General features: G+C 73.9%; 29 protein-coding genes. 18 read left to right on the top strand and 11 right to left on the bottom strand.

The features are described 5' to 3' along the window. Positions 1-5: 5 nt before the first annotated feature. On the bottom strand, positions 6-854 hold the full coding sequence (locus IFT72_RS00475) for an alpha/beta fold hydrolase (RefSeq protein WP_185231541.1): 849 nt from the start codon (positions 852-854) through the stop codon (positions 6-8). A 151-nt stretch (positions 855-1,005) separates the two neighbouring features. Continuing rightward, complete coding sequence (nadE, locus tag IFT72_RS00470) at positions 1,006-1,833, bottom strand: ammonia-dependent NAD(+) synthetase (protein ID WP_192045276.1); 828 nt, start codon at positions 1,831-1,833, stop codon at positions 1,006-1,008. A 243-nt stretch (positions 1,834-2,076) separates the two neighbouring features. Here nadE and IFT72_RS00465 point away from each other — a divergent pair, with 243 nt between their 5' ends. From IFT72_RS00465 to IFT72_RS00455, 3 genes are all read left to right on the top strand, one after another. Continuing rightward, positions 2,077-3,030, top strand: coding sequence for a helix-turn-helix domain-containing protein (locus IFT72_RS00465; RefSeq protein WP_192045275.1), 954 nt, complete (start codon positions 2,077-2,079; stop codon positions 3,028-3,030). A gap of 57 nt (positions 3,031-3,087) precedes the next feature. Then, the gene (locus tag IFT72_RS00460; RefSeq protein WP_056052539.1) at positions 3,088-3,519 is read left to right on the top strand and encodes a hypothetical protein; all 432 of its coding nucleotides are present in this window, start codon (positions 3,088-3,090) and stop codon (positions 3,517-3,519) included. Positions 3,520-3,692: 173 nt separating this feature from the next. Beyond that, a complete protein-coding gene (locus IFT72_RS00455) occupies positions 3,693-3,851 on the top strand; it encodes a hypothetical protein (RefSeq protein ID WP_185231530.1) in 159 nt (52 codons plus the stop codon). 114 nt (positions 3,852-3,965) lie between these two features. Here the strand turns inward: IFT72_RS00455 and IFT72_RS00450 are convergent, their stop codons facing one another. Then, complete coding sequence (locus tag IFT72_RS00450) at positions 3,966-4,247, bottom strand: DUF4190 domain-containing protein (protein ID WP_185231528.1); 282 nt, start codon at positions 4,245-4,247, stop codon at positions 3,966-3,968. A gap of 238 nt (positions 4,248-4,485) precedes the next feature. Here IFT72_RS00450 and IFT72_RS16540 point away from each other — a divergent pair, with 238 nt between their 5' ends. Together IFT72_RS16540 and IFT72_RS00440 are read left to right on the top strand one after the other, a co-directional pair. Continuing rightward, on the top strand, positions 4,486-5,088 hold the full coding sequence (locus IFT72_RS16540) for a TetR/AcrR family transcriptional regulator (protein ID WP_056052533.1): 603 nt from the start codon (positions 4,486-4,488) through the stop codon (positions 5,086-5,088). A gap of 128 nt (positions 5,089-5,216) precedes the next feature. After that, positions 5,217-5,882 (top strand): TetR/AcrR family transcriptional regulator, encoded by a 666-nt coding sequence (locus IFT72_RS00440; RefSeq protein WP_056052528.1) that lies wholly within the window; start codon positions 5,217-5,219, stop codon positions 5,880-5,882. Between the two features lie 200 nt (positions 5,883-6,082). Here IFT72_RS00440 and IFT72_RS00435 read toward each other — a convergent pair whose 3' ends face one another. Further along, positions 6,083-6,232, bottom strand: coding sequence for a hypothetical protein (locus IFT72_RS00435; RefSeq protein WP_192045274.1), 150 nt, complete (start codon positions 6,230-6,232; stop codon positions 6,083-6,085). Positions 6,233-6,515: 283 nt separating this feature from the next. Beyond that, positions 6,516-7,379, bottom strand: coding sequence for a helix-turn-helix domain-containing protein (locus tag IFT72_RS00430; protein WP_192045273.1), 864 nt, complete (start codon positions 7,377-7,379; stop codon positions 6,516-6,518). Between the two features lie 102 nt (positions 7,380-7,481). Between IFT72_RS00430 and IFT72_RS00425 the strand changes: the two genes are divergently transcribed. Further along, a complete protein-coding gene (locus IFT72_RS00425; protein ID WP_192045272.1) occupies positions 7,482-8,243 on the top strand; it encodes an SDR family NAD(P)-dependent oxidoreductase in 762 nt (253 codons plus the stop codon). 41 nt (positions 8,244-8,284) lie between these two features. On the opposite strand, the gene IFT72_RS00420 is transcribed toward IFT72_RS00425, so the two are convergent. Genes IFT72_RS00420 through IFT72_RS00405 form a run of 4 tightly spaced genes read right to left on the bottom strand, consistent with a single transcriptional unit; the run spans position 8,285 to position 11,475 of the window. After that, positions 8,285-9,361: a HAMP domain-containing sensor histidine kinase gene (locus tag IFT72_RS00420; protein WP_192045271.1), complete on the bottom strand. Its 1,077-nt coding sequence runs from the start codon at positions 9,359-9,361 to the stop codon at positions 8,285-8,287. Beyond that, positions 9,358-10,029: a response regulator gene (locus tag IFT72_RS00415; protein ID WP_192045270.1), complete on the bottom strand. Its 672-nt coding sequence runs from the start codon at positions 10,027-10,029 to the stop codon at positions 9,358-9,360. Before IFT72_RS00415 ends, IFT72_RS00420 begins: the two co-directional genes overlap by 4 nt. Continuing rightward, positions 10,016-10,672, bottom strand: a complete 657-nt coding sequence (locus IFT72_RS00410) for a DedA family protein (RefSeq protein ID WP_371741115.1) — start codon at positions 10,670-10,672, stop codon at positions 10,016-10,018. The genes IFT72_RS00415 and IFT72_RS00410 overlap by 14 nt, the downstream gene beginning before the upstream one ends. Next, positions 10,669-11,475 (bottom strand): phosphatase PAP2 family protein, encoded by an 807-nt coding sequence (locus tag IFT72_RS00405; protein WP_192045269.1) that lies wholly within the window; start codon positions 11,473-11,475, stop codon positions 10,669-10,671. Before IFT72_RS00405 ends, IFT72_RS00410 begins: the two co-directional genes overlap by 4 nt. A 129-nt stretch (positions 11,476-11,604) precedes the next feature. Between IFT72_RS00405 and IFT72_RS00400 the strand changes: the two genes are divergently transcribed. The 7 genes from IFT72_RS00400 to IFT72_RS00370 all read left to right on the top strand — a co-directional run bounded on the left by IFT72_RS00400 (position 11,605) and on the right by IFT72_RS00370 (position 17,683). Continuing rightward, a complete protein-coding gene (locus IFT72_RS00400; RefSeq protein WP_192045268.1) occupies positions 11,605-12,402 on the top strand; it encodes a hypothetical protein in 798 nt (265 codons plus the stop codon). Positions 12,403-12,440: 38 nt separating this feature from the next. Further along, positions 12,441-12,938, top strand: a complete 498-nt coding sequence (locus tag IFT72_RS00395; protein WP_192045267.1) for a DUF2231 domain-containing protein — start codon at positions 12,441-12,443, stop codon at positions 12,936-12,938. Positions 12,939-13,000: 62 nt separating this feature from the next. Next, a complete protein-coding gene (locus IFT72_RS00390; protein WP_056052505.1) occupies positions 13,001-13,405 on the top strand; it encodes a tautomerase family protein in 405 nt (134 codons plus the stop codon). Between the two features lie 94 nt (positions 13,406-13,499). After that, entirely contained in the window at positions 13,500-14,555 is a 1,056-nt protein-coding gene (locus IFT72_RS00385) for a phosphotransferase (RefSeq protein WP_192045266.1), read from the top strand. Then, positions 14,552-15,832: a sugar ABC transporter substrate-binding protein gene (locus IFT72_RS00380; protein ID WP_192045265.1), complete on the top strand. Its 1,281-nt coding sequence runs from the start codon at positions 14,552-14,554 to the stop codon at positions 15,830-15,832. Before IFT72_RS00385 ends, IFT72_RS00380 begins: the two co-directional genes overlap by 4 nt. Next, complete coding sequence (locus IFT72_RS00375) at positions 15,832-16,743, top strand: carbohydrate ABC transporter permease (protein WP_192045264.1); 912 nt, start codon at positions 15,832-15,834, stop codon at positions 16,741-16,743. Before IFT72_RS00380 ends, IFT72_RS00375 begins: the two co-directional genes overlap by 1 nt. Positions 16,744-16,756: 13 nt before the next feature. Next, complete coding sequence (locus IFT72_RS00370) at positions 16,757-17,683, top strand: carbohydrate ABC transporter permease (protein ID WP_235491133.1); 927 nt, start codon at positions 16,757-16,759, stop codon at positions 17,681-17,683. A 72-nt stretch (positions 17,684-17,755) separates the two neighbouring features. Here the strand turns inward: IFT72_RS00370 and IFT72_RS00365 are convergent, their stop codons facing one another. After that, positions 17,756-18,253, bottom strand: a complete 498-nt coding sequence (locus tag IFT72_RS00365) for a CGNR zinc finger domain-containing protein (RefSeq protein ID WP_185231506.1) — start codon at positions 18,251-18,253, stop codon at positions 17,756-17,758. A gap of 85 nt (positions 18,254-18,338) precedes the next feature. Between IFT72_RS00365 and IFT72_RS00360 the strand changes: the two genes are divergently transcribed. After that, a complete protein-coding gene (locus IFT72_RS00360) occupies positions 18,339-19,199 on the top strand; it encodes an alpha/beta fold hydrolase (protein WP_192045263.1) in 861 nt (286 codons plus the stop codon). On the opposite strand, the gene IFT72_RS00355 is transcribed toward IFT72_RS00360, so the two are convergent. Continuing rightward, on the bottom strand, positions 19,174-19,635 hold the full coding sequence (locus IFT72_RS00355; RefSeq protein WP_244634133.1) for an SRPBCC family protein: 462 nt from the start codon (positions 19,633-19,635) through the stop codon (positions 19,174-19,176). The two genes, IFT72_RS00360 and IFT72_RS00355, sit on opposite strands and share 26 nt — an antisense overlap. A 125-nt stretch (positions 19,636-19,760) precedes the next feature. On the opposite strand from IFT72_RS00355, the gene IFT72_RS00350 reads away from it, so the two are divergent. The 4 genes from IFT72_RS00350 to IFT72_RS00335 all read left to right on the top strand — a co-directional run bounded on the left by IFT72_RS00350 (position 19,761) and on the right by IFT72_RS00335 (position 26,338). Beyond that, a complete protein-coding gene (locus tag IFT72_RS00350) occupies positions 19,761-20,012 on the top strand; it encodes a hypothetical protein (RefSeq protein WP_185231502.1) in 252 nt (83 codons plus the stop codon). Positions 20,013-20,165: 153 nt separating this feature from the next. Then, the gene (locus IFT72_RS00345; RefSeq protein WP_192045262.1) at positions 20,166-22,775 is read left to right on the top strand and encodes a lamin tail domain-containing protein; all 2,610 of its coding nucleotides are present in this window, start codon (positions 20,166-20,168) and stop codon (positions 22,773-22,775) included. Positions 22,776-23,263: 488 nt separating this feature from the next. After that, the gene (locus IFT72_RS00340; protein WP_185234323.1) at positions 23,264-24,232 is read left to right on the top strand and encodes a 1-phosphofructokinase family hexose kinase; all 969 of its coding nucleotides are present in this window, start codon (positions 23,264-23,266) and stop codon (positions 24,230-24,232) included. Positions 24,233-24,265: 33 nt separating this feature from the next. After that, positions 24,266-26,338: a fructose-specific PTS transporter subunit EIIC gene (locus tag IFT72_RS00335; protein ID WP_185231498.1), complete on the top strand. Its 2,073-nt coding sequence runs from the start codon at positions 24,266-24,268 to the stop codon at positions 26,336-26,338. Positions 26,339-26,348 lie beyond the last annotated feature (10 nt).

Below are 26,348 nucleotides of genomic sequence, written 5' to 3'. Positions count from 1 at the left end.
AGGGCCTACTTGGCGAGGAACGCCAGCACGTGGCGGTTCCACTCGTCCTTGTGCGAGACGGTGACGCCGTGCGGGCCGCCCTCGATCACGACGAGCTCGCTGCCCGCGATCGCCGCGTGGGTGCGCGCGCCGCTGACCTCGAACGGCACCGTGTTGTCGGAGTCGCCGTGGATGACGAGCGTCGGCACGGTGATCTTCGTGAGGTCGTCGCGGAAGTCGGTGGTCGCGAACGCGACGGTGCAGTCGAGCGTGCCCTTGGGCGACGCCATCTCGGCGATGGCCACGTTGTAGGCGATCTGGGCGTCGCTGACCTTCGGACCGTTGAGCAGCGAGGGCTTGCCGGCGGTGAAGAACATGCGGACGAACTCCTCCAGGAAGGCGGGGCGGTCGCCCACGATGCCGTCGTGGAACCACGCGGCGAGGTCGTCGTCGACGCCGCCCTCGGGGTTGTCGTCGCTCTTGTACAGGTACGGCGGCACGGCGCTGGCGAAGACGAGCTTCGCGATGCGGCCCTGGCCGTAGGTGCTCACGTAGCGGGCCAGCTCGCCGCCGCCCATCGAGAAGCCGATCAGCGTCACGTCGTGCAGGTCGAGGGCGTCGAGCACGGCCTCCAGGTCGGCCGCGAAGGTGTCGTAGTCGTAGCCGTCCCACGGCTGCGACGACTGGCCGAAGCCCCGGCGGTCGTACGTGACGACCCGGTGGCCGGCCTCGACGAGCGCGGGCACCTGGCCCTCCCACGAACGGCCGCTGAGGGGCCAGCCGTGGATCAGGACGACGGGCGCGCCGCTGCCGACGTCTTCGTAGTGGAGCTCGACCTCGGGGCCGGTGGCGGAGGGGACGGTGATGGTGGGCATGGCTGCCTTCCTTCGTGTCGTGTCGGATGTGACCCCGACACTGGCCCCGCACCCTGGGAGCGACCGGAGGGTGTCCGGGGAGCGCACCGACCGGCGCGCTCCCCGGACCGCCCCGCGGGGCGGGGAGCCGGTGGGGGGAGCCGGCGCGGGCTCAGGCCCGGCGCCACCAGGTGTCGTGCGGCGTGGCCGGCACGCGGCGCTTGTGCTCGGTGGCGAGGTAGCGCTGCTCGATCAGCTCGGCCGTCGCGTCGTCGACGTCGCGCCCCTCGAGGTACGCGTCGATGTCGGCGTAGGTGAGGCCGAGGTTCGCCTCGTCGGTCTGGCCGGGCGTCTCGTCGAGCAGGTCGGCCGTCGGCGCCTTCTCGTAGAGGCGGGCCGGCGCGCCGAGGTGCCGGAGGAGGGCGGCGCCCTGGCCCTTGCTGAGCCCGGTGAGCGGCGTGAGGTCGACCCCGCCGTCGCCGTACTTCGTGAAGAAGCCGGTGAGCGCCTCGGCCGCGTGGTCGGTGCCCACGACGAGCAGACCGCGCTCGCCCGCGATCGCGTACTGGGCCACCATGCGGGTGCGGGCCTTGACGTTGCCCTTCGCGAAGTCGCTGACGGGCGCCCCGAGGGCGGCGGCGACGTCGCCGGCGGTGCCGTCGACACCGCCCTGGATGTTCACGACTCGACCCTCGGCGCCGTCGATGAAGCCGAGCGCGAGCTGCGCGTCGTCTTCGTCGGCCTGCACCTTGTAGGGCATGCGGACCGTGACGAGCTCGGCCTCGCCGCCGTCGCGGCGCACGCCCTCGACGGCGAGCTGGCAGAGACGACCGGCGAGCGTGCTGTCCTGACCGCCGCTGACCGCGAGCACGAAGCCCGCGGCGCCGGTGGTCTCCAGGTAGTCACGGAGGAAGGCCACGCGCGTCTCGACCTCGGTGGCGGGGTCGATCTGCGGGGCGACGGCGAGCTCGGCGATGATGGTCTGCTGCAGCGGTCTCATGCGTCGAGAGTAGCCACGACGCCCGACAGCTGCGCGGGGCCCTACTTCGAGGAGCCCATGGCCACGAACGACGCGACCACGAGGCCGAGGCCCGCGACCGTGACGGCGCTGATGAGCACGGTGAAGAAGGTGGCGATCTGGGCGTTGTCCATGGGTCGGCTCCTGCCGGTCGGGGTCGGTCGGACCGATCGTGGCAGACGCGGATGGGAGGACGGCCCGGGCCGTGCCAGGATCGGGGTCGGGATGGATGACGCAGACGGCTCGATGACGAGGTCGGCCACGGACGGCCGCGACCTCGACGAGGCGCGCCTGCTCTACGAGACGGCCTACCCGGGCGACGGCTTCCGGCTCGAGCACGGCGACGGCCCGTTCTCGTACCGCTACACCTCGGCGGGCGACGCGGTCGTCACGCTCCGCACGTCGGAGTTCCGCGGCACCGCCCACGGCGTCGCGGAGGAGACGCGCGAGTACATCGTCTCGTGGCTGCACGAGGGCCACGGCGTGACCGACGTGGGGCGCGACGAGACGGTCCAGACGCTGCACGTGCCGCACGTCGCGCCCACCCGGGCGTACGAGTTCGACTACGCCGACTACCGGCAGAACCTCGTCCACCTCGACGGCGGCTACCTCGAGGGCCTGGCCGCCGAGCACGAGGGCGTCGAGCCCGGGCGCCTGCTCTTCCACCACGCCGCCGAGCCGGGCCGGGACGCCCTCGCCCGGTGGCGCCGCGTGCTGGCGGCCACGACGCCCCTGCTGCTCGACGCGGCGACCCCGCTGCTGACCCGGTCGGAGGCCGACCGGCACCTCGCCCTGGCCGTGCTCGACACCTTCCCCCACGAGGCGGGCGCGTCGTCGCCCCTCGCCCTGGTGGCCTCCGGCTCGCGCCTCCGCCGCGCCGTCGAGTACCTCCGCGACCACGCGCACGAGCCGATCGCCGTGGCGGACGCCGCGGCCGCGGTCGGCCTCAGCAGCCGCGGGCTGCAGGCGGCGTTCGCCCGCCACCTCGACACCACGCCGACGCTCTACCTCCGCACCGTCCGCCTCGACCGGGCCCGGGCCGAGCTCGCCGAGCTAGACCCCCGGCGGGCGACCGTGGCCGACGTGGCCCGCCGGTGGGGCTTCGGCCACCTGGGCCGGTTCTCGGGCACGTACCGCGAGCGCTTCGGCGAGTACCCGAGCGCGACGCTGCAGCGCTGACGCACGGAGACGTGCGTCGTGTGCACGTTCCGGCGCGATCAGTGGCAGCGTAGGGGGGTGAACGACACCGACCCGACCCCCCGCACCCCCGCCTCCTCGCCCGACTCCGCCCCCACGGTCGGCCAGCCCCCGCTGCCCGGCGGGCGCGACCTGATGGGCCCGGTCGAGAACCTGCAGCGGATCATGTGGACGGGCACGCTGTGGTTCGTCGGCGGCGTGGTGGCCGTGGCCGTGGCGTTCGCGGCGGTGCTGCTCTCGGGCTGGCGGCCGGAGCTCCTGTCGACGCCCGGCGAGGTGCTGTTCTGGGTCGGCGCCGGCGCCGTGGCGCTGAGCCTCGGCCTGATCGGCTGGTCGGGGTGCCCCATCCTCGAGGTGAGCGTGCCGGTCTCCGACCGCAACAAGACGAAGACGATGCAGTTCGGCACCGCGATCTTCCTCGTCGGCTCGGCCGCGACGATGCTCGCGGTGCTGCTCGGCCCGGCCTCCTGACCGTCACGGTCCGCTGGTCGCGGGCCCTGTCCGCTGAGCGCGACCTCTAGCGGGTGTAGCTAGGCGATCTAGCTATCCGTGTGTGAGTATGCATGCGCATCGATTCACGGCGATGCGGCCCCGCGGGGCCCGGTACGGACGACGGCGCAGGGCCGTCAGGAACGAGAACCGCCATGAGCATCCTCCGACAGTCTCCGTTCGCCGAGGCCTCGCCCTTCTCGGAGGTGCGGGAGGCCGAGCGTCGCACGACGCTCCTGGTCGTCGCGACGTCGGCGGTGTCGGCCTGCGGCATGCTCGTGGCCGGGATGCTCGTCGCCCTCGGGGCCGCCTGAGCGTTCGGGCGTCTCGGCGCGGCACGACGGACGAGCCCCAGGACCGCGAGGAGGCGCGGTGATCGCTCACCGCGCCTCCTGCAGTCCGGCCGTGGGCCGGCTTGCGTGCTCGACCTAGTAGGTCGTGGTCATGCCCGAGTTCGCCGCGGCGACGCTGAAGACGATGACGCCGATCACGTAGATCACGATGATCGCGAGGCCGATGATGATCGCGGCCAGCGCGAGGCCGCTGCCCTTCTCGCCGGTGCGCTTGATCTGCGAGCGCGCGACGAAGCCGAGGATCACGCCGACGAGGGGCACGAAGAAGGCGAGGATGATGCCGACGATGGCGAGGACGTTGGTCTTGTCGGTCTGTGCGGGGGCGCCGGGGGCGCCGTAGGGCTGGGGGGTGGTCATGGTTCTCTCCTGAGGAGTCGATGGAACGGAGCAGGGCAGCTGCTCGTCCGGTCGTGGATCCCCCCGGAACCGAGCGCCCTCACCGTAGCAGCGGGCACGAGGCGGGGCGCGCTCTCTCCACAGGGCACGCCGGAGCCCCCGACGGTGCGGCTCCCTCCGCCCCCGAAGGGGGCGTGGCAGGCGGCGGCCGACCCCGACAAGCTGAGGCCGAGGACCCCACCACCCCTCGAGGAGAACCGTGACGATCGAGACGACCGCCCCTGATCCGAGCGCCTTCGACCTCGCCGTCGCCGACCGCAAGGACGTCGTCGTCGCGACCGTCGAGACGCTCGAGCGCCTCGGGTACGCCGGGACGAGCTTCGAGGACGTCGCCCAGACCGCCCAGACGAGCGTCGCCGCCGTCCGTCGCCACTTCCCGTCGTGGCTCGGCCTCGTGCTCGCGGCCCTCGACCGCTGGAACCAGGACCGCTTCGAGCAGGTCGCCCGCGAGACCGCCGGCGGCGCCACGCTCGGCTTCATGCGCGGGCTGGTCGCCTACAGCGCCCAACACCCCGCGCTCTCCCGCACGCTGCTGTCGCTCGCGGTCGAGGGCACCGACCCCGGACACCTCGCGTCGCTCTACCTCCGCGACCGGTACTGCGACTTCCACACCATGGTGCAGCAGGGGCTCGCCTTCGACGTGACCGAGGGCGTCGTGCCCGCCGGCGTCGACGTCAAGGCGCTCGCGACGACCCTCATCGCGCTGTTCGAGGGCCTCCAGCTGCAGATGCTGCTGCGCCCCGGCTTCGAGCCGACGACGGCCTTCGACCACGCCCTCGCGGAGATCACCTGCTCGTGGTGACCGCGCGGCGCGGCTGAGGCGACCGCCCTCGGCCCGCGCTGCAGCAGACCGACGCACCTCGCGCCTCCCCGGGCCTTCCCCAGAACGGGGACTCGTCAGGGCCGCGCAGCTCTGGTGACATTGCTGTCGTGAACGACCAGAACGCCTCCCCCGACGACTTCTACGCCGAGTCGGCCCACGTCGAGCTGCGCCGCAGCGTCGTGGCCGCCGCCATCGAGACCTTCCGGCACCGGGCCTTCCACGAGACCACGCTGGAGGCGGTGGCCGAGACCGCAGGGCTGCCCCTGGAGGCGGTGACCGCGCACTTCCCCGACTGGAACGGCCTGCTGCTCGCGGCCGTCGACCGCTGGACGGCCGAGCGCACCTCTCCCCTCCTGCCGGTCATGGCGTCGCACGGCACCGTGCTCTTCCTGCGCCGGATCGTGCAGTCGAACATCGAGGACCCGTCGCTGATGCGGTTGCTGAGCTCCCTCGTCAACGTGGCCGCGACTCCCGGGCACCCGCTCTCCGAGCTGCTGCAGGGCGACTGGAGCCGGTTCCACCGGATGGTCGCCGAGGGCCTGCGCCGCGACGTCGAGCTCGGGCGCGAGCCCGCGACCATGGCGCCGGCCCGCGGCGCGGAGCAGCTGCTCGCCCTCTACGAGGGGCTGCAGCTGCAGTCGATGGTGCGGCCGCGCATGGACCTCCTCGACGCCTACGACCGTGCCGTCACGCGGCTCCGGGACGGGTGGGGCCGCCCCTATGCAGCGCCCACCTGGGACCTCGACGACCTGGCGCTGGTCGGCGCGGCCTGACCCGGCCGCCCCCGGACGTGCGGAGAGCCTCCCGGGGGAGGCTCTGCACGTGGCCCTCGTCGGCCCCCCACGACGTGGGCGGCTGGTACGGGCCGGGGCGACGCGGGTGCGTCAGGCGGCGTCGCTCGTGACGAGCTCCGCCAGGTCGAGGGGCTCGGTCATCGGGAGGTCGAGGTGGTCGACCATCGCGACGGAGGCGGTCACGCGCCGGCGCCGAGGACGACGAGCATGCCGGCGATCGCGGTGCCGCAGGTCGCCAGCGCCGACGTGGCGATCACGAGGAGCGTGATCTGACGATCCGCGCCGCGGATCTCGGAGAAGGGGCTCCTGCTGCCGTGGATGAGGCTCATGGTGCTGCTCGTCTCTGGCAGCCCTGCGCTGCCGTCGGTGACCGTGGTGACCGGGTGGTCGGCCCTGTCGCCAGGGCCGCGTACCGCCGTGAACCGGTACGGGACGATCATGACACCGAACAGCTAGACGGTCTAGCTAGTTGCGTGAATCGGACAGTCGCCCGCGTTTCCCGTTCGGGGGACAGGGCCACGGGCGGTCGTCGACCGGTCGGCTGCGGGGCGGCGACGAGCCGTGCGCGCCGGGGTACAGCACCACGGAGCGCGGGACGCGGCCGGGGGCGCCTCAGCGGGCGTCGGCCGTGACGGCGGAGACGCGGAGGAAGTCGAGGGCGGCGGCTGCGGGCGAGCCGGTCGCGGCCGTGTAGGCGACGAGGCGCAGGTCGGTGCCCGCCACGGTGAGCACGTCGCAGTCGAGCTCGACGTCGCCCACGACCGGGTGGCGGATAACTTTGCGCTCGGAGACGTGCTCACCGACGGCCCCGGTGCGCCAGAGCTCGCGGAAGGTGTCGCTCACGGCGGTCATGTCGTCGATCAGGCATCGCACGCGCGGGTCGCCCGGGTAGCGGCCGTGCACCCGCCGCAGGTCGGCGACGAGCGAGGCCTCGAACGCCCGGAGGCCGCCGTCGCGCCCGTGCTCGACGCGCTCGCCCGGCGTGATCGCTCCCGTGCCGCCGAACCACGACCGCAGCAGGTTCGGCCGCTCGCCGCCCTCGCCCACGGGCTCGCCGAAGAGGCGGCCCCAGAGAGGGCTGTAGCTGAGCAGGTCCCAGGAGGCGGTGAAGACCGCGAGCGGCGTCTCGCCGAGCCGCGCGATCAGCCGCTGCACCCCCGGCGGCACGTGCTCGGGCACGGTGGCGGGCGAGGGCGGCACGAGGCCCGCGAGCACGAACAGGTGGTCGCGCTCGGCGTCGCTCAGCTGGAGGGCCCGCGCCAGCGCCGCGGCGACCTGTGCCGACGGGTGCTGCGCCCGGCCCTGCTCGAGCCGCACGACGTAGTCGACGCTGAGGCCCGCGAGCGCGGCGAGCTCCTCCCGCCGCAGGCCCGCGGCCCGGCGCTGGTCGCCGGCGGGCAGGCCGACGTCGACGGGCGAGAGGCGGTCGCGCCACGCGCGCAGCAGCGCGCCGAGGTCGCCGGCAGGGGTGTCCACCTCGTCAGTCTCGCAGCGCCGGGGGCCGACGGGGTGGTACTGCGGGTCCTCCCGACGCGGCGGGCCTGGCAGAGCGTCGGGGGCAGGGCGGAGACTCGGGTCATGACGAACGACACGCCCGCCACGGGCACCGCTCCCTCCCCCGACACCACCTCCGCCGACACCGCCGCGACCACGACCACCCTCGTCACCGGGGGCAACAAGGGGCTGGGGCGCGAGACCGCCCGCCGCCTCCTCGAGGCCGGCCACACGGTCTGGATCGGCGCCCGCGACGAGGCCAGGGGCCGCACCACCGCCGACGAGCTCGGCGCCCGCTTCGTGCAGCTCGACGTGACCGACGACGCCTCGGTCGCCGCCGCCGCCGAGACGATCGCCGCGGCCGGCGGCCTCGACGTCCTCGTGAACAACGCGGGCATCACCGGGTCGCACTCCTCGCCCGACCAGCTCACCGGGGCCGACGCCCTCGAGGTGCTCGACACCAACGTCGCGAGCATCGTGCGCACGACGACGGCCTTCCTGCCGCTGCTCCGCCGCTCGTCGGCCCCGACCATCGTCAACGTGACGAGCGGCCTCGGGTCGTTCACGGCGGTGCACGACGCCGACCGCATCGAGTCGACCGTCGTCGCGCCGCTCTACACGGCGTCGAAGGCGGCCGTCACGATGCTGACGGTGCAGTACGCCAAGGCCCTGCCCGAGATCCGCGTCAACGCCGCCGACCCCGGCTACACGGCCACCGACCTCAACGGCAACAGCGGCCACCAGACGGTGACCGAGGGCACCGACGCCGTGGTCGAGCTCGCGACCCGCGGCGGTCAGGGGCCGACCGGCACGTTCACCGACCGCTCGGGCGTCGCGCCGTTCTAGGCGGCGCCCTCCCGGGCCGGGCCGCGAGGTCTGTGCCTCGCCTAGTCGGAGGTCGCCGCGACGGGCAGGGCCAGCTCGAGCGTCGTCCCGGTCGCGGCCGTCGCTGCCACCCGGACGCTGCCGCCGTGGCGGAGGGCGATCTCGCGGACGAGCGCGAGGCCGATGCCGAAGCTCGGGCGGCGGCCCGGGCCGGCGGCCGGTGCGACCACCGTGGCCGGAGCAGCCGGTGCGGCCGGGGGCGGGTCGGCCCGGGCGAACCGGTCGAAGACGCGAGCCGGGTCGATGCCCGTGATGCCCGCCCCGCGATCCGTGACCGACAGCACCGCCGCGCCTCCGTCCACGCGCGTGGACACGGTGACCGTCGACCCTGACGGAGCATGGCTCAGCGCGTTGTCGACCAGGGCCAGCACGGCCCGCCGCAGGCTCGCGGGCGGCACGGGGACGCGAGCGGCGGCCGCCCCGTCGTGCTGCAGGGCGACGCCGCGCTCCTCGGCCAGCACGGACATCGACCGGAGCACGTCCTCGACGACGTCGTCGACGACCACGGGCTCGGCGGGCGCCGCCTCGGACGGGTCGCGCCCCGCCGCCTCGAGCAGGTCGCCGACGATGTCGACGAGGGCCCGGGAGTCGTCGCGCAGCCTCGCGAGGTCGGTCGTGACCCGCTCGTCGGCCGTCGCCGCGCCTCCGGCGATCGCCCGCTGGAGCGCCTGCAGCCGGGCGTCGAGCACGGCGAGGGGCGTTCGCAGCTCGTGGCTCGCGTCGGCGACGAACTGCCGCTGGAGGCGGAGCGCCTCGCCGAGCGGCCGGACGGCACGCCTGGCGATCACCACCGTCACCAGGCCCGCGAAGACCACTCCGCCGAGGCCGAGCACCACCAGGCCCGCCACGACGTCGGTGGCGGAGACGAAGATCTCGCCCCGGCCCGCGGCCACGGCCTGCTCGAGCCGCTCCCGGGGCACGGTCTGGTGCAGCACCCACGCGATCGTGAGCGCGAGGGCCCCCATGACGACGAGCGCGGAGACGAGCACGATCTGCCGCCCGATCGACCGGGCGGCGGCCTGCAGGGCCTCGGACTCGGGGTCGGTGGCGGTGCCGCCCGCACGGCGTCGCGCGCTCACAGCGCCCCCACCCGGTAGCCGCTCCCCCGCACGGTGAGCACGACGTCGCGGTCGATCTTGCGCCGCAGGTAGCTGACGTACGTGTCGACGGTGCCGAGCTGCTCCCCGTGCGGGAACACCCGGGCGAGCAGGTCCGCCCGGTCGAAGGTGTGGTCGGGCCGACGGGCCAGCTCGGCGAGCAGGGCGCACTCGCGCTCGCTCAGCACGACCCGGCTCGCCCAGGGCGTGACGACGATGCGGCTGTCGGGCCAGAGCCGCGCCTCGCCGATGTCGAGCCAGCGCTCCTCGACGGCGAAGGAGCGGGTGAGGGCGCGCAGCCGGGCGAGGAGCTCGTCGAACTCGAAGGGCTTGACGAGGTAGTCGTCGGCACCGCCGTCGAGCCCGGCCACGCGGTCGGCCGTGGTGCCGAGGGCCGTCAGCATCAGCACCGGCGTCGTCACGTGCTCACGACGGAGGGCCGCGACCAGCTCGGTGCCGTCGAGCCCCGGGAGGCGGCGGTCGACGACCAGCACGGCGTGCCCGCCGGCGCGGGCGGCGTCGAGGCCCCGCCGGCCGTCGGCGACGAGGTCGACCTGCCAGGCCTCGCCGAGCACCTCGGCCACGATGGGGCCGAGCTGCGGGTCGTCCTCGACCAGCAGGAGGCGGGGGCGCGTGTCAGGACCGGTCACCCGCCGCCTCCTCACCTCTCGTCCTCGCCGTGGATCGTTCGTCGGCCCGGACTGCGTGCTGACGCCGCAGGGCCGTGACCACGATCGGCAGCACCGACACGACGACGAGCCCGACGGCGAGCAGGTCGATGTGGTCCGCCACGAACGGTAGGCCACCGAGCAGCGATCCGAGCACCGTCATGCCGACGGCCCACAGGAACGCCCCGGTGAGGTTCCAGACGACGAACTTCTTGTAGGGGTACCCGCTGGTGCCGGCGGCGAGGGGCACGAAGGTGCGGACGACGGGCACGAACCGGCCGAGGACGAGCGCCGCGCCGCCGTGGCGCTCGAAGAACGCCTCGGCCTGCTCGAGGTGCGCCGTCTTCAGCACGCGGGCGTCGGGGCGGAACCAGCGGCGCCCGAACCGGTGGCCGAGGAAGAACCCGACCTGGTCGCCGGCCGCCGCGGCGAGGAACGCGCAGAGCGCGATCAGGGCGACGCTGAGGCCGAGGCTCTGGTGCAGCAGGCCCGCCGTGACCAGCAGGGAGTCGCCGGGCAGGAAGGGGAACAGCAGGCCGGACTCGACGAAGATCATCAGCGACAGGCCACCGAGGGCCCAGGGGCCCATGCCGGCGAGGAGGGTCTGGGGGTCGAGGATGCTCACGCGCGGGTCCGTCCTGGGTCGGTGGTCGTGGGGAAGTTCGGTGCCGACGGCCCGACGGGCGGGGCGGCGCCGCGGCGGTCGTCGAGGTGGTCGAGGAGGCGCAGCCACGACGGGAGGGCCAGCGCGACGACCGAGCAGCCGAGCGCGACCGACGCGACGGTGTCGCTCGGGTAGTGCACGCCCACCCAGACGCGCGACAGCCCGACGACCGCCACCGCAGCCGATGCCGCGCCGGTCACGATGACGACCAGAGCGCGGCGCTGCCCCGCTGCGAGCAGCACGATCGCCAGCGCGAGCCCGGTCGCGAGGGCCGTGTGCCCGCTGGGGAACGAGAAGGAGTGCGGCTCGACGATCAACGGGTCGGCGAGGAGCCCCGGGTCGGGCCGATCGCGCTGCACGACGAGCTTGACCAGCTCGGCCGCGGCCCACGGACCGACGGCGACGCCCAGGACCGTCAGGGCCGCGGCCGCTCGACGGCTCACGACCCACACCGCGACGGTCAGCAGCAGCACGAGGGCGGCCCCGAGCTGGGGCCCGAACAGCCGGTCGACGAGCAGCGCGGCCTCGTCGAGCACGGGAAGGTGCGCGCGGCTCACGTGCTGGACGAGGTCGAGGTCGACCTCGCTCACGCCGCCGGCTCCGGACGTGATCAGCAGCCCGGCGACGACGACGCCGGTGATGCCCGTCGCGCCCCCCACGGCCCATGTTCGGTCGTGGATGACGGCGCGGACGGCCGGGAAGAGAGGAGGCGCGGTGCGGCCGCGAGGGAGCGCCGGCGAGGGCGGGCGGTGCAGGACGGTCATGCACGCAGGCTCCGCGCCACCGTCCCAGGAACCGCCCAGACGCCCTGCCGACCGGCCGCGCGCCTCCTCGACGCGGGCCCTCGGTGGCTTCTGGGGGGTTCCTGGGAGGCGACCCCCGACCGTGGTGGCATGACGACACGCGCTGTCCCGAGCGGGGCCACGGCCCTCGAGCGCCGGGCCCTGCTGAACAAGGTCCCCGAGATCACCCTCGCGTTCTGGGTGATCAAGGTGCTCTGCACCACCGTCGGCGAGACGTTCGCCGACTTCCTCGCCGACGGCCTCGGGCTCGGGCTCACCGTGACGAGCGTCGTGATGGCGGCCCTGCTCGTCGTGGCGCTCGTGGTGCAGTTCCGGGCGCGGGCCTACGTCCCGGTCGTCTACTGGCTCGCGGTCGTGCTGATCAGCGTCGTCGGCACCCTCCTCACCGACACGCTGACCGACTCGCTCGGCGTCGACCTCTGGGTCTCGACGGCCGTCTTCGCGGTGGCGCTGGCCGCCGTGTTCGCCGTCTGGCACCGCGCCGAGGGCACCCTGTCGATCCACGAGGTGACGACGCCCCGTCGCGAGTCGTTCTACTGGGCAGCCGTGCTGATGACGTTCGCGCTCGGCACCGCGGTCGGCGACCTCCTCGGCGAACAGCTGGCCCTCGGCTACCTGCCCTCGGCGCTGCTGTTCGCCGCGGCCATCGCCGTCGTCGCCCTGGCGCACCGGTTCGCCGGCGTCGGGTCGGTGCTCGCCTTCTGGGCCGCGTACGTCCTCACCCGCCCGCTCGGCGCCTCCGTCGGGGACTTCCTGTCGCAGCCGGTGGGCGACGGCGGGCTCGGCCTCGGCTCGACGGTCACGAGCGTCGTGTTCCTCCTGGCCATCGCAGCCCTGGTCGTCGTCCTCACTGTACGGCGACCGGCTCAGCCCGCCCTCCGCGTCTGACCCCCGTTCCTCCACCCCCTCGAGAGAGAAGCACGTCCATGGACTGGCAGTTCGACGGCCTCCCCCTGCACCCGCTCATCGTCCACCTCGTCACCGTCGCGTTCCCGACGGCGTCGCTGCTCGTCCTGGTCGGGGCCTTCTGGCCCGCGCTCCGTCGACGACTCGGCGTCATCACTCCGCTGATCGCCCTGGTCTCGCTGATCGCAGTTCCCCTCGCGACCTCGTCCGGTGAGGCGCTGGAGGAGCGGGTCGACAGCAGCGCCCTGCTCGAGGCCCACACGCAGCTGGGCGACACCCTGCTGCCCTGGGCGATCGCGGTGTTCGTCGTCGCCGTGGCGCAGTGGATCTGGCAGCGCTGGGTGCTGACCCCCGAGGCCCAGCGACAGCGCCCGGCCGTCCGCGGCAGCGCACGACTGGTCGTCGGCGTCGTGCTGATGGTGCTGGCCGTCGGCACGAGCATCGGCGGGATCGTCACGACGGTCCGGATCGGCCACTCGGGCGCGGAGGCCGTGTGGTCGGACTCGAGCGAGGGGTGACCCAGGCCCCCGAGTACAGCTCGACCAGGAGCGCCCGCTCCCGCCCCACGACAGGAGAACACATGCCCCTCATCAGGATCGACCTCGTCGAGGGTCGCTCTGACGACCAGATCGCCGCGATCGGCGACGCCCTCATGCAGACCCTCGTCGACGTCTACGGGCTGCCGGAGCGCGACCGCTTCCAGATCGTCACGGAGCACGCACCCGGCCGCCTGACCGCCCTCGACGTCGGGCTCGGCATCGAGCGCTCAGAGCAGGTCGTCGTCATCCAGATCTTCACGCAGGCCGGGCGCAGCACCGACGAGAAACAGGAGTTCTTCCGCGCGCTGGCCGAGGCCCTGGCCGGGGTGGGAGTCGCGGGCGAGGACCTCGTGATCGGGTTCGTCGAGAACACGCCCGCCGACTGGTCGTTCGGCTTCGGCCGCGCCCAGTACACGACCGGGGAGCTCGCGACGCCCGGGGCGTGACGCTGCCGGCGGGACGCCGAGGCCGGAGGCGGATCGCCGGGCCGCGTCGCCCGGCCGGAGGCGCGATGTCGGTGGCGGGTGACACGCTCGCCCGGTGCAGCCTCCCGCGCGCTCGACGCGCACGCCGCCTCCGCCCCTCGCCGCGTGGGGCCTCGTCGTCGTGGCCGACGTGCCGATCGTCGGTGGCCTCGACCCCGACGCGTCGGTCTGGCAGGTCGAGGACAGCTCGGGCGGCCACTGGTCGGTGAAGGCGACGCGGCGCGACTGCCGCTTCGGCCTCGCCCTGGCCGCCTCCCTCGGCGGCGCGCCCGGCGTCGTCGCTCCCCTGCCGACCCTCGCGGGCGAGCTCTGGTCCGAGCACGAGGGCTCGACGGTCTCCGTGTCGCCCTGGGTGCTCGGTGACGACGCCGCGGAGGACGGCCGCGGGCTCGACCTCGGCCAGTGGTCGGAGCTGGGCGCCGTCGTGCGACGGATCCACTCCCAGCAGCCCCCGGCCGGCATCGCGCCGCTCCGGAGCGGCGTCAAGCGCGCGGGGCGACGGGCACGCGTCCGCCTCCGCGAGCTGGACGCCCTCCTGGGCGACGACGGTGCTGCCTCGACGGCCGACCCCGAGCTCACCGACCTCTGGCGAGCGAACCGGGGGCGCCTCCGACAGCTCGAGGCGACGGCCCTGCGCCTCAAGGCCGAGCGCCGACCCGCACCGCGGGTGCCCTGCCACGGTGATCCGCACCTCGGCAACGTCGTCGTCGACGACGGGGGCCGGCCCTGGCTGATCGACCTCGACGAGGCCACCGTCGCGCCCCGCGAGGTCGATCTCGTGCTGGTCGAGCTCGGGGTCCTGCCGGGGCTGCCCGTCGAGTCGGAGCACCGGGCGGCGTTCCGTGCGGGGTACGGCGACGCCGCCCTCGACGAGGGCCGGCTCATCCGATTCGCGTGCGTCCGGGCCCTGGAAGACGTGACGGCGGCCTTCACGACGCGTGAGGGAGCACACTCTGCGCAGCACGACCCGGACGCGGTCGGGGTACACGCCGGTCTCCGCGACCTGCTGGGGCCGCTCGGCCTCGTGTCCCTCGTCGAGGAACGCCTCACCGCACCCCCCACGCCCCGCGCACCGATCACGACCGAACCGACGCCAGGAGAACCGACATGACGACCCGACGCACGACCGCGGCAGCCGCCGCGACCCTCGCCCTGGCCGCTGGCCTCTCCGGCTGCAGCGGCTTCACCGGAGGCTCCGACGACGACGCCGACGGCGCGCTGACCTTCACGACCTGGGCGAGCGAGTCCGAGCAGGAGTCGTTCGAGGCCCTGGTCACCCAGTTCGAGAGCGAGCACGACGGCGCGACGGTCGACCTCAACGTCGTGCCCTACGACCAGATGTTCTCGAACATCGACGCGCAGCTCTCCACCGGTGACGCGCCCGACGTGTTCCGCGTCGACTACGGCAACCTCGGCGTCTACTCGAGCCAGGGCCAGCTGCTCGACCTCACCGGCCAGGTCGACGACGAAGACTCCTTCCAGCCCGCCATGCTCGAGGCCGTCTCGTACGACGGCGCCGTCTACGGCGTGCCGCACCAGACCGACGTCTCGGCGCTGCTCGTCAACACCGAGCTGCTCGCGGGGGCGGGCGTGACCGACCTGCCGACCACGCAGGCCGACGCGTGGACGTGGGACGAGTTCGGCGAGGTCGCCGCGGCGCTGCGCACGAGCCTCCCGGCCGAGCAGTACCCCTTCGTCGTCAACTGGCAGCAGGGCGGCACGCCCCGCTGGCTCAGCTGGCTCTTCCAGTCGGGCGGCGCGCTGCTCGGCGACGACGGCACGACGAGCGAGATCGACTCGCCCGAGGCGGCCGAGGCGCTCGCCTTCACGACGTCGTTCTTCGACCAGCAGTGGGTGCCGCCGACCAGCAGCGTCAAGTCGACCTCGTACGCCGACACGCTGTTCAGCGAGCAGACGACGGCGATGGCCTTCGTGGGCTCGTTCCTCGTGCCCGAGCTCGCGTCGACCGACTTCGACTGGACGGCCGTGCCCCTGCCCGTCGACGAGCGCGGAGCCACCGACCTCGGCGGCAACGCCCTCGTCGCGACGGCCGACACCGACCAGGGCGAGCTCGCCACGGAGTTCCTGAACTTCATGGCCTCGGCCGACGCGATGACCGAGTTCTGCGCCGCCACCAACGAGCTGCCCACCCGCACCGACGTCGACGCCTCGTCGATCGACTTCGCGGTGCGGCCGGACGTCATGCCGGTCTTCGTCGAGCAGGCGACCACCATCGAGCCCTCCGACGTGAAGCAGCTGACGTCGCCCTACCTGGCCGAGATCACCGTCGCGATGCAGGACCAGCTCGAGGCGGCGTTCACCCAGGGGCAGTCGGTCGACGACACCCTGAGCGCCATCGACGAGGCCGTCGGCCAGGCCACCGACTGATGACGGTGCTGACGGGCGCGCGCCGCCCCGGGCAGCGCGCCGCGCGCCTCCGGGAGGGCCTCGTCGGCTGGGCCTTCATCGGACCGAACCTCGTCCTGCTGTCGGTCTTCCTGCTCGTGCCCATCCTCGGGGCCGTGCAGCTGTCGTTCCAGGAGACCCGCGGCTTCGGCGACCCCGAGTGGGTCGGCGGCGCGAACTACGCGCGCATGGCCGCCGACCCGGTCTTCTGGCAGACCCTCGGCAACACCGTCCTCTTCACCGTCGTCACCGTGCCCGTCGAGATGGCCCTCGGCCTCGGCCTCGCCGTGCTGCTCGACGGGGTGCTGCCCGGTCGCCGTGCCTGGCGGACGATGCTCGTGCTCCCGATGGTCATCTCGGGGGTGGCCAGCGCGATGATCGCCGTCATCCTTTTCACCGAGGCCAACGGCCTGGTCAACCAGGTGCTCCGGGCGATCGGGCTCGGCGCGGTGCCGTGGCAGTCGGACGGCGCCCTGGCCATGGTGTCGGTGATCCTCACCATGATCTGGCTGCGCGTCGGCCTCAACATGATCATCTACCTGGCCGGGCTGCAGTCGGTCTCCCCCGAGCTGTACGAGGCCGCCGAGCTCGACGGCGCGGGCGCCTGGCAGCGGTTCCGGTCGATCACGGTGCCCCTCGTCGGGCCCTCGACCTTCTTCCTGCTGGTGCTCAACGTCATCGCGTCGTTCCAGGTGTTCGACCTCGTCTTCGTCCTCACCGGCGGCGGCCCCGGCTACTCCACCTCGGTGCTCGGCACCTACGCCTACCGCAACGGTTTCCAGATCCGCGAGCAGGGCTACGGTGCCGCCCTCGGCGTCGTGATCCTCGTCGTGACGCTGGCCTTCACCGTCGTGCAGTGGCGCACGAACCGCACCCGCGACCTCACCGAATGACGAGGACCAGCCTGTGACCATCCCCCAGACCGTCGCCGACCCGCCTGCGGCCGGCGCGCCCCGCAGCACCGCCCTCGGCGCCGACCGTGCCGCGGGGGCCCGCGCCCCACGTCGACGTCCTCCCCGGCGCGGCGGCTTCGTCGTCGTCCGCACCGTCGTCGCCGTCGTCGCCTCCGTCGTGGTGGCGTTCCCGCTGCTGTGGATGCTCGTCGTGGCCTTCTCGCCGCGGGGCGAGGTGTTCGGGCGCGGCCTGCGCCTCCTCCCCAGCGCCCTCACCCTCGAGAACTTCGGCCGGGTGCTCGACCGGTACCCCGTGGCCGAGTGGTTCGGCAACTCCGTCGTCATCGGCGTCTTCGTCACCGTGCTGACGGTCGTCGTCAACCTGCTGGCCGGGTACGCGTTCGCGCAGCTGCGCTTCGCGGGGCGCACGGCGGTCTTCCTCGTCTTCCTCGCGACGCTGATGATCCCGGTGCAGGCGACCATGGTCGCGCAGTTCCGCCTCGTGAACGGGCTCGAGATCTACGGCACCTACTGGGCCGTCATCCTGCCCTCGGCAGCCACCGCGTTCGGGGTGTTCCTCGCGCGGCAGTTCATGCTCGGCATCCCGCAGGAGCTCATCGAGGCCGCCCGCCTCGACGGCGCGGGCCCGGTGCGGGTCTTCACCGCGATCGTCCTGCCGCTCAGCGGCCCGCTCGTCGCGGTGCTCGTGCTGCTCACGCTGCTCGGCAGCTGGAACGACTTCGCTTGGCCGCTGATCGCCCTGAAGGACCCCGACCTCTACACGCTGCCCGTCGGGCTGCTCTACCTCAAGGGGCAGACGACGCCCGACTACAACGGCATCATGGCGCTGGCCGTGATCTCGGTGCTCCCGATGGTGGTGCTGTTCCTGGCGTTCCAGCGCTTCTTCGTCCAGGGCTTCGTGCGCAGCGGGGTGCGGTAGCCGACGGCTGCGGCGGAGACGTGCCTGACCGGGTCAGCAGCCGGGCCGTACGGGACGTCTGCGTCGAGGCGGTCAGCGCGCGGCGCGGCTCGCGTGCGCGCGGGCCTTCATGCGGTTGCCGCAGACGGCCATCGAGCACCACTTCGCCGTGCCGGGGCGGCTGTGGTCGACGAGGAAGAGGTTGCACTCGTCGTTGGCGCACGCGCGCAGTCGCCCGGGCAGCTCCTCCGCGACGCCCGACCAGGCCAGCACGGCACGGACGGCGAGCTTCTCGTCGTCAGGGGCGCGGAGTTCCCAGCGCACGCCCGCCGGAGTCACGCGGGGCACCTGGACCGCGCCCTCGAGCACCGCGGCGAGCTCGTCGACGGGACCCGCGCCTCCCCCGCGGACGACGGCCTGGAGGAGCCGACGGACGTCGGCGAGCTGAGCGGACTCCCGGTCGGTGCCCGTCCCGCCCCACCGGAGAGCGAGGGCCCGGCCCTCCGCCCCCTCGAGGGCGTCCGTCGGCACGCCGTCGATCACCGGTGCGCTGTTGAGCAGCGCCAGGAGAAGGTCTTCGTTCTCGAGCACGTCTCTCCGATCTCCTCCGCGGCCACGCCGACAGGATCATGCTAGCGTCCTGACTAACCAGTAATCAAGCCGTTAGGGGTTAGTCATGACCACCGTCCACCACCGCACCGTCTCCGTCGACGGCCTCGACGTGTTCTACCGGGAAGCGGGCGCCGCCGACGCACCCGTCGTCCTGCTCCTGCACGGGTACCCCACCAGCTCCCACATGTTCCGGCACCTCATCCCCGCCCTGGCCGACCGGTACCGCGTCATCGCGCCGGACCACATCGGCTTCGGGCGATCGTCGGCGCCGTCCGTCGACGACTTCGACTACACCTTCGCCGCCCTCGCCGAGGTGACGGGTCGGTTCCTCGCCGCCGTCGGGGTCGACGAGTACGCGATCTACGTCCAGGACTACGGCGCACCCGTCGGCTGGCGGCTGGCCCTGGACCACCCCGAGGCCGTGACGGGCGTCATCTCACAGAACGGCAACGCCTACGAGGAGGGCTTCGTGCCGAGCTTCTGGGACCCGATCTGGGCCGACGCGGCGGAGCGGACAGCCGAGACCCGCGACGCCCTCCGCCCGGCGCTCGGCCGTGACGCCGTCGAGTGGCAGTACACCCACGGCGTCCCCGACACCTCGACCGTCGACCCGGACGCCTGGGAGCACGACCTCGCGCTCCTCGCGCGCCCCGGCCAGGACGACGTGCAGCTGGCGCTCTTCCGCGACTACGCCACCAACAGGGATCTCTACCCGGCCGTCCACGACTGGCTCCGCGACTCCCGCGTCCCCGTCCTGGCCATCTGGGGACGCCACGACGAGATCTTCGCCGCCGAGGGCGCCGCGGCCTTCCGCCAGGACTCGCCCGAGGCCCGGGTCGAGCTCGTCGACGGAGGGCACTTCCTGCTCGAGTCGCATCTGGACGTCGTCGCGGCCACGGTCAGGGACTGGCTGTCGACCCGCTGACGGGCGCGGTCGGCTGAGGCCCCCGGCGGGGGCGAGGGAGCCGCTCGTCGAGCAGCGCCGCGAGCCGGTCGAGGTCGCTCCGTACGGCGGCGGCGTCGGCCTCGAACGCCGCCTCGGAGACGCCGTCACGCCGGAAGAGGGTGAACACGGCCTCGCTGCCCTGGTCGTTGGCCACCACCCGGAACGGGTTCCGTACCGTCGTCCCGTCGGGCAGGGTCACGTCGTGGTCGAGGACCCCCAGCTCCACCGGCCCGGTGAAGGCCACCTCGACGACGCCCATCGGAGAGTCCGCGAACCACCGACCGCCCTCCTCGCGGACGCCCGCGCTGAGGCCCGCCGCCCACGCGGGCAGGTTCGCAGGGTCCCCGGCGATGCGGGACACCGCGGCGACGTCGTGGTCGAACGAGCGGGAGAGGTGGACGACGGGCCAGGTCATGCCGGGACACTAGCGCCGGGCCGGCCCTGTCGCACCCTTCCGGGCCACGCCCGCTCCGACCACGCCCGCTCCGACCACGCCCCTCCGGGCTGGCACGGCCCGCCGCGGCGTGCCAGGCTCGGCGCATGCGAATCGACGAGTGGTGGCCCGACCTGATCCCGAGCACCCGGCAGTGGCTGATCGACAACGCCGGCGATGCCGTGCCGCCGGAGATCCTCGAGCAGATCACCGCCGTCACGGGTGAGCCGGGCGACGACGACACCTGGGTCGGCGAGGGCACCGACGACGAGTTCTACCTCTCCGACGAGGCGACCGACTGGGTCGAGGCCGCGGGCGCCGCGGAGGGCGACGAGGACGAGGACGACGAGGAGGCCTGAGCCCCCTCCGGGCAGGCCTCCGGCCCGACGGGAGGCAGCGCTCCCGGTCGACGCGGTGATGCGCACCACCTGTCGTTCACCGGGGGTTCACCGGCTGCACGTCGCGGGGCACGAGAGTTCGAGTGACCACGTCACCCCACGAACGGATCACGCATGCACCCCCTCCTCCGGCGCCTCGGCGCGACGACCCTCGTCGGCTGCGTCGCCGCCGTCGGGCTCGTCGGCACCGCCGCCCCCGCCTCGGCCGCCACGGGAGCCCCGACGCTCCCCGGCACGGTCGTCGTCAACGAGATCGAGTCGGACGGCGGCACGCCCGGCGACTGGATCGAGCTCGCCAACACCACCTCGGCCCCGGTCGACGTCTCCGGCCTCGTGCTGAAGGACAACGACGACACCCACGCCTTCACCCTGCCGGCGGGCACGACCATCCCGGCCCTCGGGTTCCTCGTCGTCGACGAGTCGACCGACCCGGCCCTCGGTCTCAGCTTCGGCCTCGGCAAGGCCGACTCGGTGCGCCTGTTCGACGCCGACGGCACGACGCTCCTCGACTCGTACAGCTGGACGGCCGCCGCCGCCACGACGTACGGTCGCCTGCCCGACCGCACGGGCGCCTTCGGCGTCACGCCCGCCTCGAGCAAGGGCGCCGCCAACGCCGCGGCGACGACGCCGACGCCGGCCGACCCCGGCACGACGCCGGCTCCGACCCCCGCGCCCACCCCGGCTCCGACGCCCACACCCGCACCCGCGCCGGTCGCGTCGACGCTGCGCATCAACGAGGTCGAGTCGAACGGCGACGACACCGACTGGGTCGAGCTGACCAACGTCGGCAGCACCGCCGTCGACGTCTCCGGCTGGTCCTTCCTCGACGGCGACGACTCGCACGCGAAGTACGTGCTGCCCGCCGGCTCGACCGTCGCCCCCGGCGGCTTCTTCGTCATCGACCAGGCCCAGGGCGTCCGCCCCGGCTTCGACTTCGGCCTCGGCGGCGCCGACTCCGCCCGCGTCTACGACGCCTCCGGCGCCCTGGCGCTCACCTACAGCTGGACCGAGCACAGCCTCGTCAGCTACGGCCGCTGCCCCGACGGCACCGGCGAGTTCGCCACCACGACGACGAGCACGAAGGGCGCGGCGAACGACTGCTCCTCCCCCGTGCGCCTCAACGAGGTCGAGTCGAGCGGCGGCACGCCCGGCGACTGGGTCGAGCTGACCACCGTCGGCGCGACCCCCGTCGACGTCAGCGGCTTCGTGCTCCGTGACAGCGACGACACGCACCGGTACGTGCTGCCGACGGGCTCCGTCATCCAGCCCGGGGGCTTCCTCGTGCTCGACGAGCTGACGGCGATGACGCCCGCCGGGTTCGACTTCGGACTGGGAGGCGCGGACAGCGTCCGCCTGTTCGCCCGCGACGGCGTCACCCTCGTCGACTCGTACGCCTGGACGCAGCACGCCGCGGTGACCTGGGGCCGCAGCCCCGACGACACCGGCGACTTCACGGGCACGCTCGAGGCCACCAAGGGCTCGGCGAACATCGCCGCGGGCACCGTCCTCACGCAGCCGTGGCCGGGCGGCCCGGACGAGCTGCCGCTCGACGACGAGGCGACCTTCACCGGCGACCTCAGCGGCCTGGACTACGAGCCCTCCGGAACCTCGGCCGACGGCACCCTCTGGGCCGTGCAGAACGGCGACGGCCTGCTCTACCGCATCGTCTCGGACGGCGCGGGGGGCTGGGCCCCGGCCACCGACTCCGGCTGGTCCGCGGGCAAGGCCCTGCGCTACACCGACGGCACCGGCCGCGTCGACGCCGAGGGCGTCACCGTGACCGGCGACTCGAGCGACGGCGGCATGTACGTCTCGTCCGAGCGGAACAACGCCGCCTCGAGCGTCAGCCGCCCCTCGGTGCTGCGCTACGACGTGGCCGCCGCCGGCAGCGCGACGACGCTCGTCGCGACGCAGGAGTGGAACCTCGCCGCGGACTTCCCCGGCCTCGGCGCGAACGCCGGGCTCGAGGGCGTCACCTGGGTGCCCGACTCGTGGCTCACGGAGCGCGGCTTCGTCGACGAGTCGACCGGCGCCGCCTACGACCCCGCCGCCCGCCCCGGCCACGGCGACGGCCTGTTCTTCGTCGGCGTCGAGGGCACCGCGAGCGTCTACGCCTACGCCCTCTCCGCCGACGGCTCGGCCGAGCGCGTCGCGACCATCGCCACCTCGTTCGACCTCGTCGCCGACGTGCAGTTCGACGCCGACCTCGACGCCCTCTGGGTCGTCTGCGACGAGGCCTGCTCGGGCCGCACCGCCCTCTTCGACGTCGACGCCTCGGGCGCCTTCGCCGAGCAGGTCGTCTACGAGGCCCCGCTGAACGCCGACCGCGGGCTCGCCAACGAGGGCTTCGCCGTGGCCGACGCCGCGACCTGCACCGACGGCGCGCGCCAGACGTTCTACGCCGACGACGCCGACACGGACGGGTTCTCGCTCCGCGCCGGGACGCTGCCGTGCGAGGCGCCGACGGCGCCGACCGACCCGACGACGCCGGTCGTGCCGGGGACGGGAGCCGGCGCGCCCGGCGCCGGCGCCGGTGCGGGCACGGGTACGGGTACGGGCACCGTCCCGGCCGGCACGACGCCGACCCGCGTCGCCGCCGCCCCGACCCGCGCGGGCGGCCTCGCCTACACGGGCGGCGCCGACGCTCGCCTCGGCGCGGCGCTCGCGGCGTTGCTGCTCCTCGCCGGAGCGGGAGGGGTGCTCGTCAGCCGCCGTCGCGCCTGACCGCGGCGCGACTCCGGCACCCGCACCGCGCCTCCCCCGGGCCGCGGCCGTCGACCTCACCGTCGTCGGCCGCGGCCCGTCGGCGTCATCGCGTGACTCCCAGCCCGCAACCCGCCGCAGAACGCGAGCTTTTCGCTCGGCGGCGACCAGACGCCGGGGAGGCACGGAGCCCGCCGAGCAGATCACTCGCGAATTTGAGAAGAACCACGCTCACAGGCACGGATCACTCTCAAATTCGAGAGGAACCGGTGGATGACGTCGGGTCTGTCGCACATCCCGAGGCATGTGGGCCGAATCGGATGCCCGTTCTTGTTGTTCTCTGCCCGATCATGTGGTTTCATCGTCCGGAACGGAGTCGATCAGGCTCCCGACGACGACGAGGTCCGACGATGAGCACAGCACCGACCGCCCACGGCCCCGCGGGCAGCGGCACCGGCACCGGCACCGGCACCGGCACCGGCCCCGCCGAGGGCGCCCCCGCCCGGCGGATGATCCTCACCGTCACCCCGAACCCCTCCCTCGACCGCACGATCGAGCTCACCGACGAGCTCCGCCGCGGCGAGGTGCAGCGCGCCGCCCGCACGACCGACGAGCCCGGCGGCAAGGGCGTCAACGTCTCGCGGGCCCTCGCGGCCTCGGGCGCCGAGACCGTCGCGCTGCTGCCCGGGCTGCTCGACGACCCCGTGCTCACGGCCCTCCGCCAGCGCGGCGTGCCCACCGTCAACCTGCCGATCGAGCAGCGCCTGCGGGCGAACGTCACCGTCACCGAGCCCGGCGGCACGACGACCAAGATCAACGAGGTCGGCCCCGACCTCGGAGCCCACGTGGAGGCGCTGACCGGCCTCGTCGTCGAGCACGCCCCCCTGGCGTCGTGGCTCGTGCTCGCGGGGTCGCTGCCCCCGGGGCTGCCGGTGACCTGGCTCGCCGACGTCGTCGGCGCCGTCCGCGCCGCCCACGGCGACGCCGCGCCGCGCATCGCCGTCGACTCGTCGGGAGCCCCCTTCGCCGCGCTCGTCGCCTCCGGCGTCCGGGTCGACCTGGTCAAGCCGAACGCGGAGGAGCTCGCCGAGGTCGTCGGCGGCGACGCCGACACCTACGAGCGCGACCTCGACGCCGCCGTGGCGGGCGCCCAGCGCCTGCGCGAGCTCGGCGTCGGGGCGGTGCTGCTGACCCTCGGCAGCGTGGGTGCCGTGCTCGTCGACGACTCCGGCGCGTGGTTCGCCGCCGCCCCGCGCATCGTGCCGCTGAGCACGGTCGGCGCCGGCGACTCCTCCCTCTCGGGCTGGCTGCTCGCCGAGCAGGCCGGCGCCGACCCGGCCGGCCGCCTCGCGCAGGCCGTCGCCTCGGGCGCGGCCGCCGCGGCCCTCCCCGGCAGCATCGTCCCCTCCCTCGACCAGACCTCCCCCGACGACATCGACGTCGTCCCGATGGCCCCCGTGGCCGTCGGCCACCGCTGAGCAACGACGCCCGACCCCAAGGAGCACTCCACCATGTCCGCACTCATCAGCACCGACCTCGTCGGCCTCGACGAAGACCTGGGAGCCACGTCGTCCGACGTGATCCGGGTGCTCGCCGGCCGCGTGGCCGCCGCCGGCCGCGCCGGCTCCGCCGACTCGCTCGCCGACGACGCGATCGCCCGCGAGGCCTCGATCGGCACCGGCGTGCCCGGCGGCATCGCCATCCCCCACGCCCGGTCGACCTCGGTCACCGAGCCGACGCTCGCCTTCTCGCGCCTCGCCCGCACGGTGCCCTTCGGCGCCCCCGACGGCGACGCCGACATCGTCTTCATGATCGCGGTGCCCGAGGGCGCCGACAGCGACCACATGACGGTCCTCTCCACCCTCGCCCGCGCGCTGATCCGCGACGACTTCACCGCGGCGCTCCGGGCCGCGCGCACCCCCGCCGACGTGGTCGCCCTCGTCGACCAGGAGGTCAGCGGCGACGTGGCGGAGGCGCGGGGCACCACCGGCACCGCTCCCGCGGGCGCGAACAGCGCCTCCGGCACCTCCCCGGCCGACGGCGCCCGTCGCCCCCAGCTGGTCGGCGTCACGGCGTGCCCCACCGGCATCGCCCACACCTACATGGCCGCGGACGCGCTGGTCGCGGCCGCCGCCCGCCTCGGCGCCGACCTGCAGATCGAGACCCAGGGCTCGTCGAAGGTGACCCCGCTCGACCCCGCCGTGATCGCCGCGGCCGACGCCGTCATCTTCGCCGTCGACGTCGACGTGCGCGACCAGTCGCGCTTCGCCGGGAAGCCCGTCGTGCGCGGGCCGGTCAAGCGCGGCGTCGACGCCCCCGACGCCATGGTGAAGGAGGCGATGGCCGCGGCCACCGACCCCGCCGCTCCCCGCGTCGCGGGCTCGGCCGACGACGCGTCGGCGCAGGAGACCCGCGCGAAGGAGGGCTTCGGCTCGTCGCTGAAGCGCTGGCTGCTGACCGGCGTCTCGTACATGATCCCGTTCGTCGCCGGCGGCGGCCTGCTGCTCGCCCTGGGCTTCCTGCTCTCGGGCTACGAGATCGCGGGCAACGCCGCGACCGTGCTGACGGACTACTCGCTGACGAACCTGCCGCCCGAGGGCCTGGTGTACTTCCTCGGCGCCGCCGCCTTCCAGATCGGCAACCTGTCGATGGGCTTCCTGGTCGCGGCCCTCGCCGGCTACATCGCGTACGCCATCGCCGACCGCCCGGGCATCGCGCCCGGCTTCGTCGCGGGCGCCGTCGCCGTCTTCATGGGCGCCGGCTTCATCGGCGGCCTCGTCGGCGGCCTGCTCGCCGGCTTCGCCGCGTACTGGATCGGCCGGCCCACCGTGCCGCGCTGGCTGCGCGGCCTGATGCCCGTCGTGATCATCCCGCTCTTCGCGTCGATCTTCGCGAGCGGCCTGCTCGTGCTCGTGCTCGGCGGCCCGATCGCCGCGCTGACCGTCGCGCTCACCGACTTCCTCAACGGCCTCAACGGCACGGGCGCGGTCGTGCTCGGCGTCGTGCTCGGCCTGATGATGTGCGTCGACCTCGGCGGCCCCGTCAACAAGGTGGCCTACTCGTTCGCCGTCGCCGGCCTCTCGGCGGGCTCGCTCACCGACAACCCCGCGCCGCTGATGATCATGGCCGCCGTCATGGGCGCGGGCATGGTGCCGCCGCTCGCGATGGCCCTCGCCTCGACCGTGCTGTACCGCAAGGGCTTCTCGCAGGTCGAGCGCTCGAACGGCACGGCCGCGTGGCTGCTGGGGGCCTCGTTCATCTCCGAGGGGGCCATCCCGTTCGCCGCGGCCGACCCGCTGCGCGTCATCCCGGCCTCGATGGTCGGAGGCGCGGTGACCGGAGCCATCTCGATGGCCGCGGGCGTCACGTCGCAGGCCCCGCACGGCGGCCTCTTCGTGTTCTTCGCGATCGGGAACCTCGGCATGTGGGTCGTCGCGATCCTCGCCGGCACCGTGGTGTCGGCCGTGGTGCTCGTCGGCCTCAAGCGCTTCGTCCGCCGCTCGGGCGAGAGCGTCACCGTCGAGGCCGCGCAGGCCGCCGACGCCGGCGCCGTGGTCGGCCAGCGCAAGCCGGTCGCCGCCTAGCGACCACCGC

This window comes from Frigoribacterium sp. CFBP 8754, from assembly GCF_014841815.1.
Classification (GTDB): domain Bacteria; phylum Actinomycetota; class Actinomycetes; order Actinomycetales; family Microbacteriaceae; genus Frigoribacterium; species Frigoribacterium endophyticum.
This window is presented reverse-complemented; position numbering and strand designations above follow the sequence as displayed.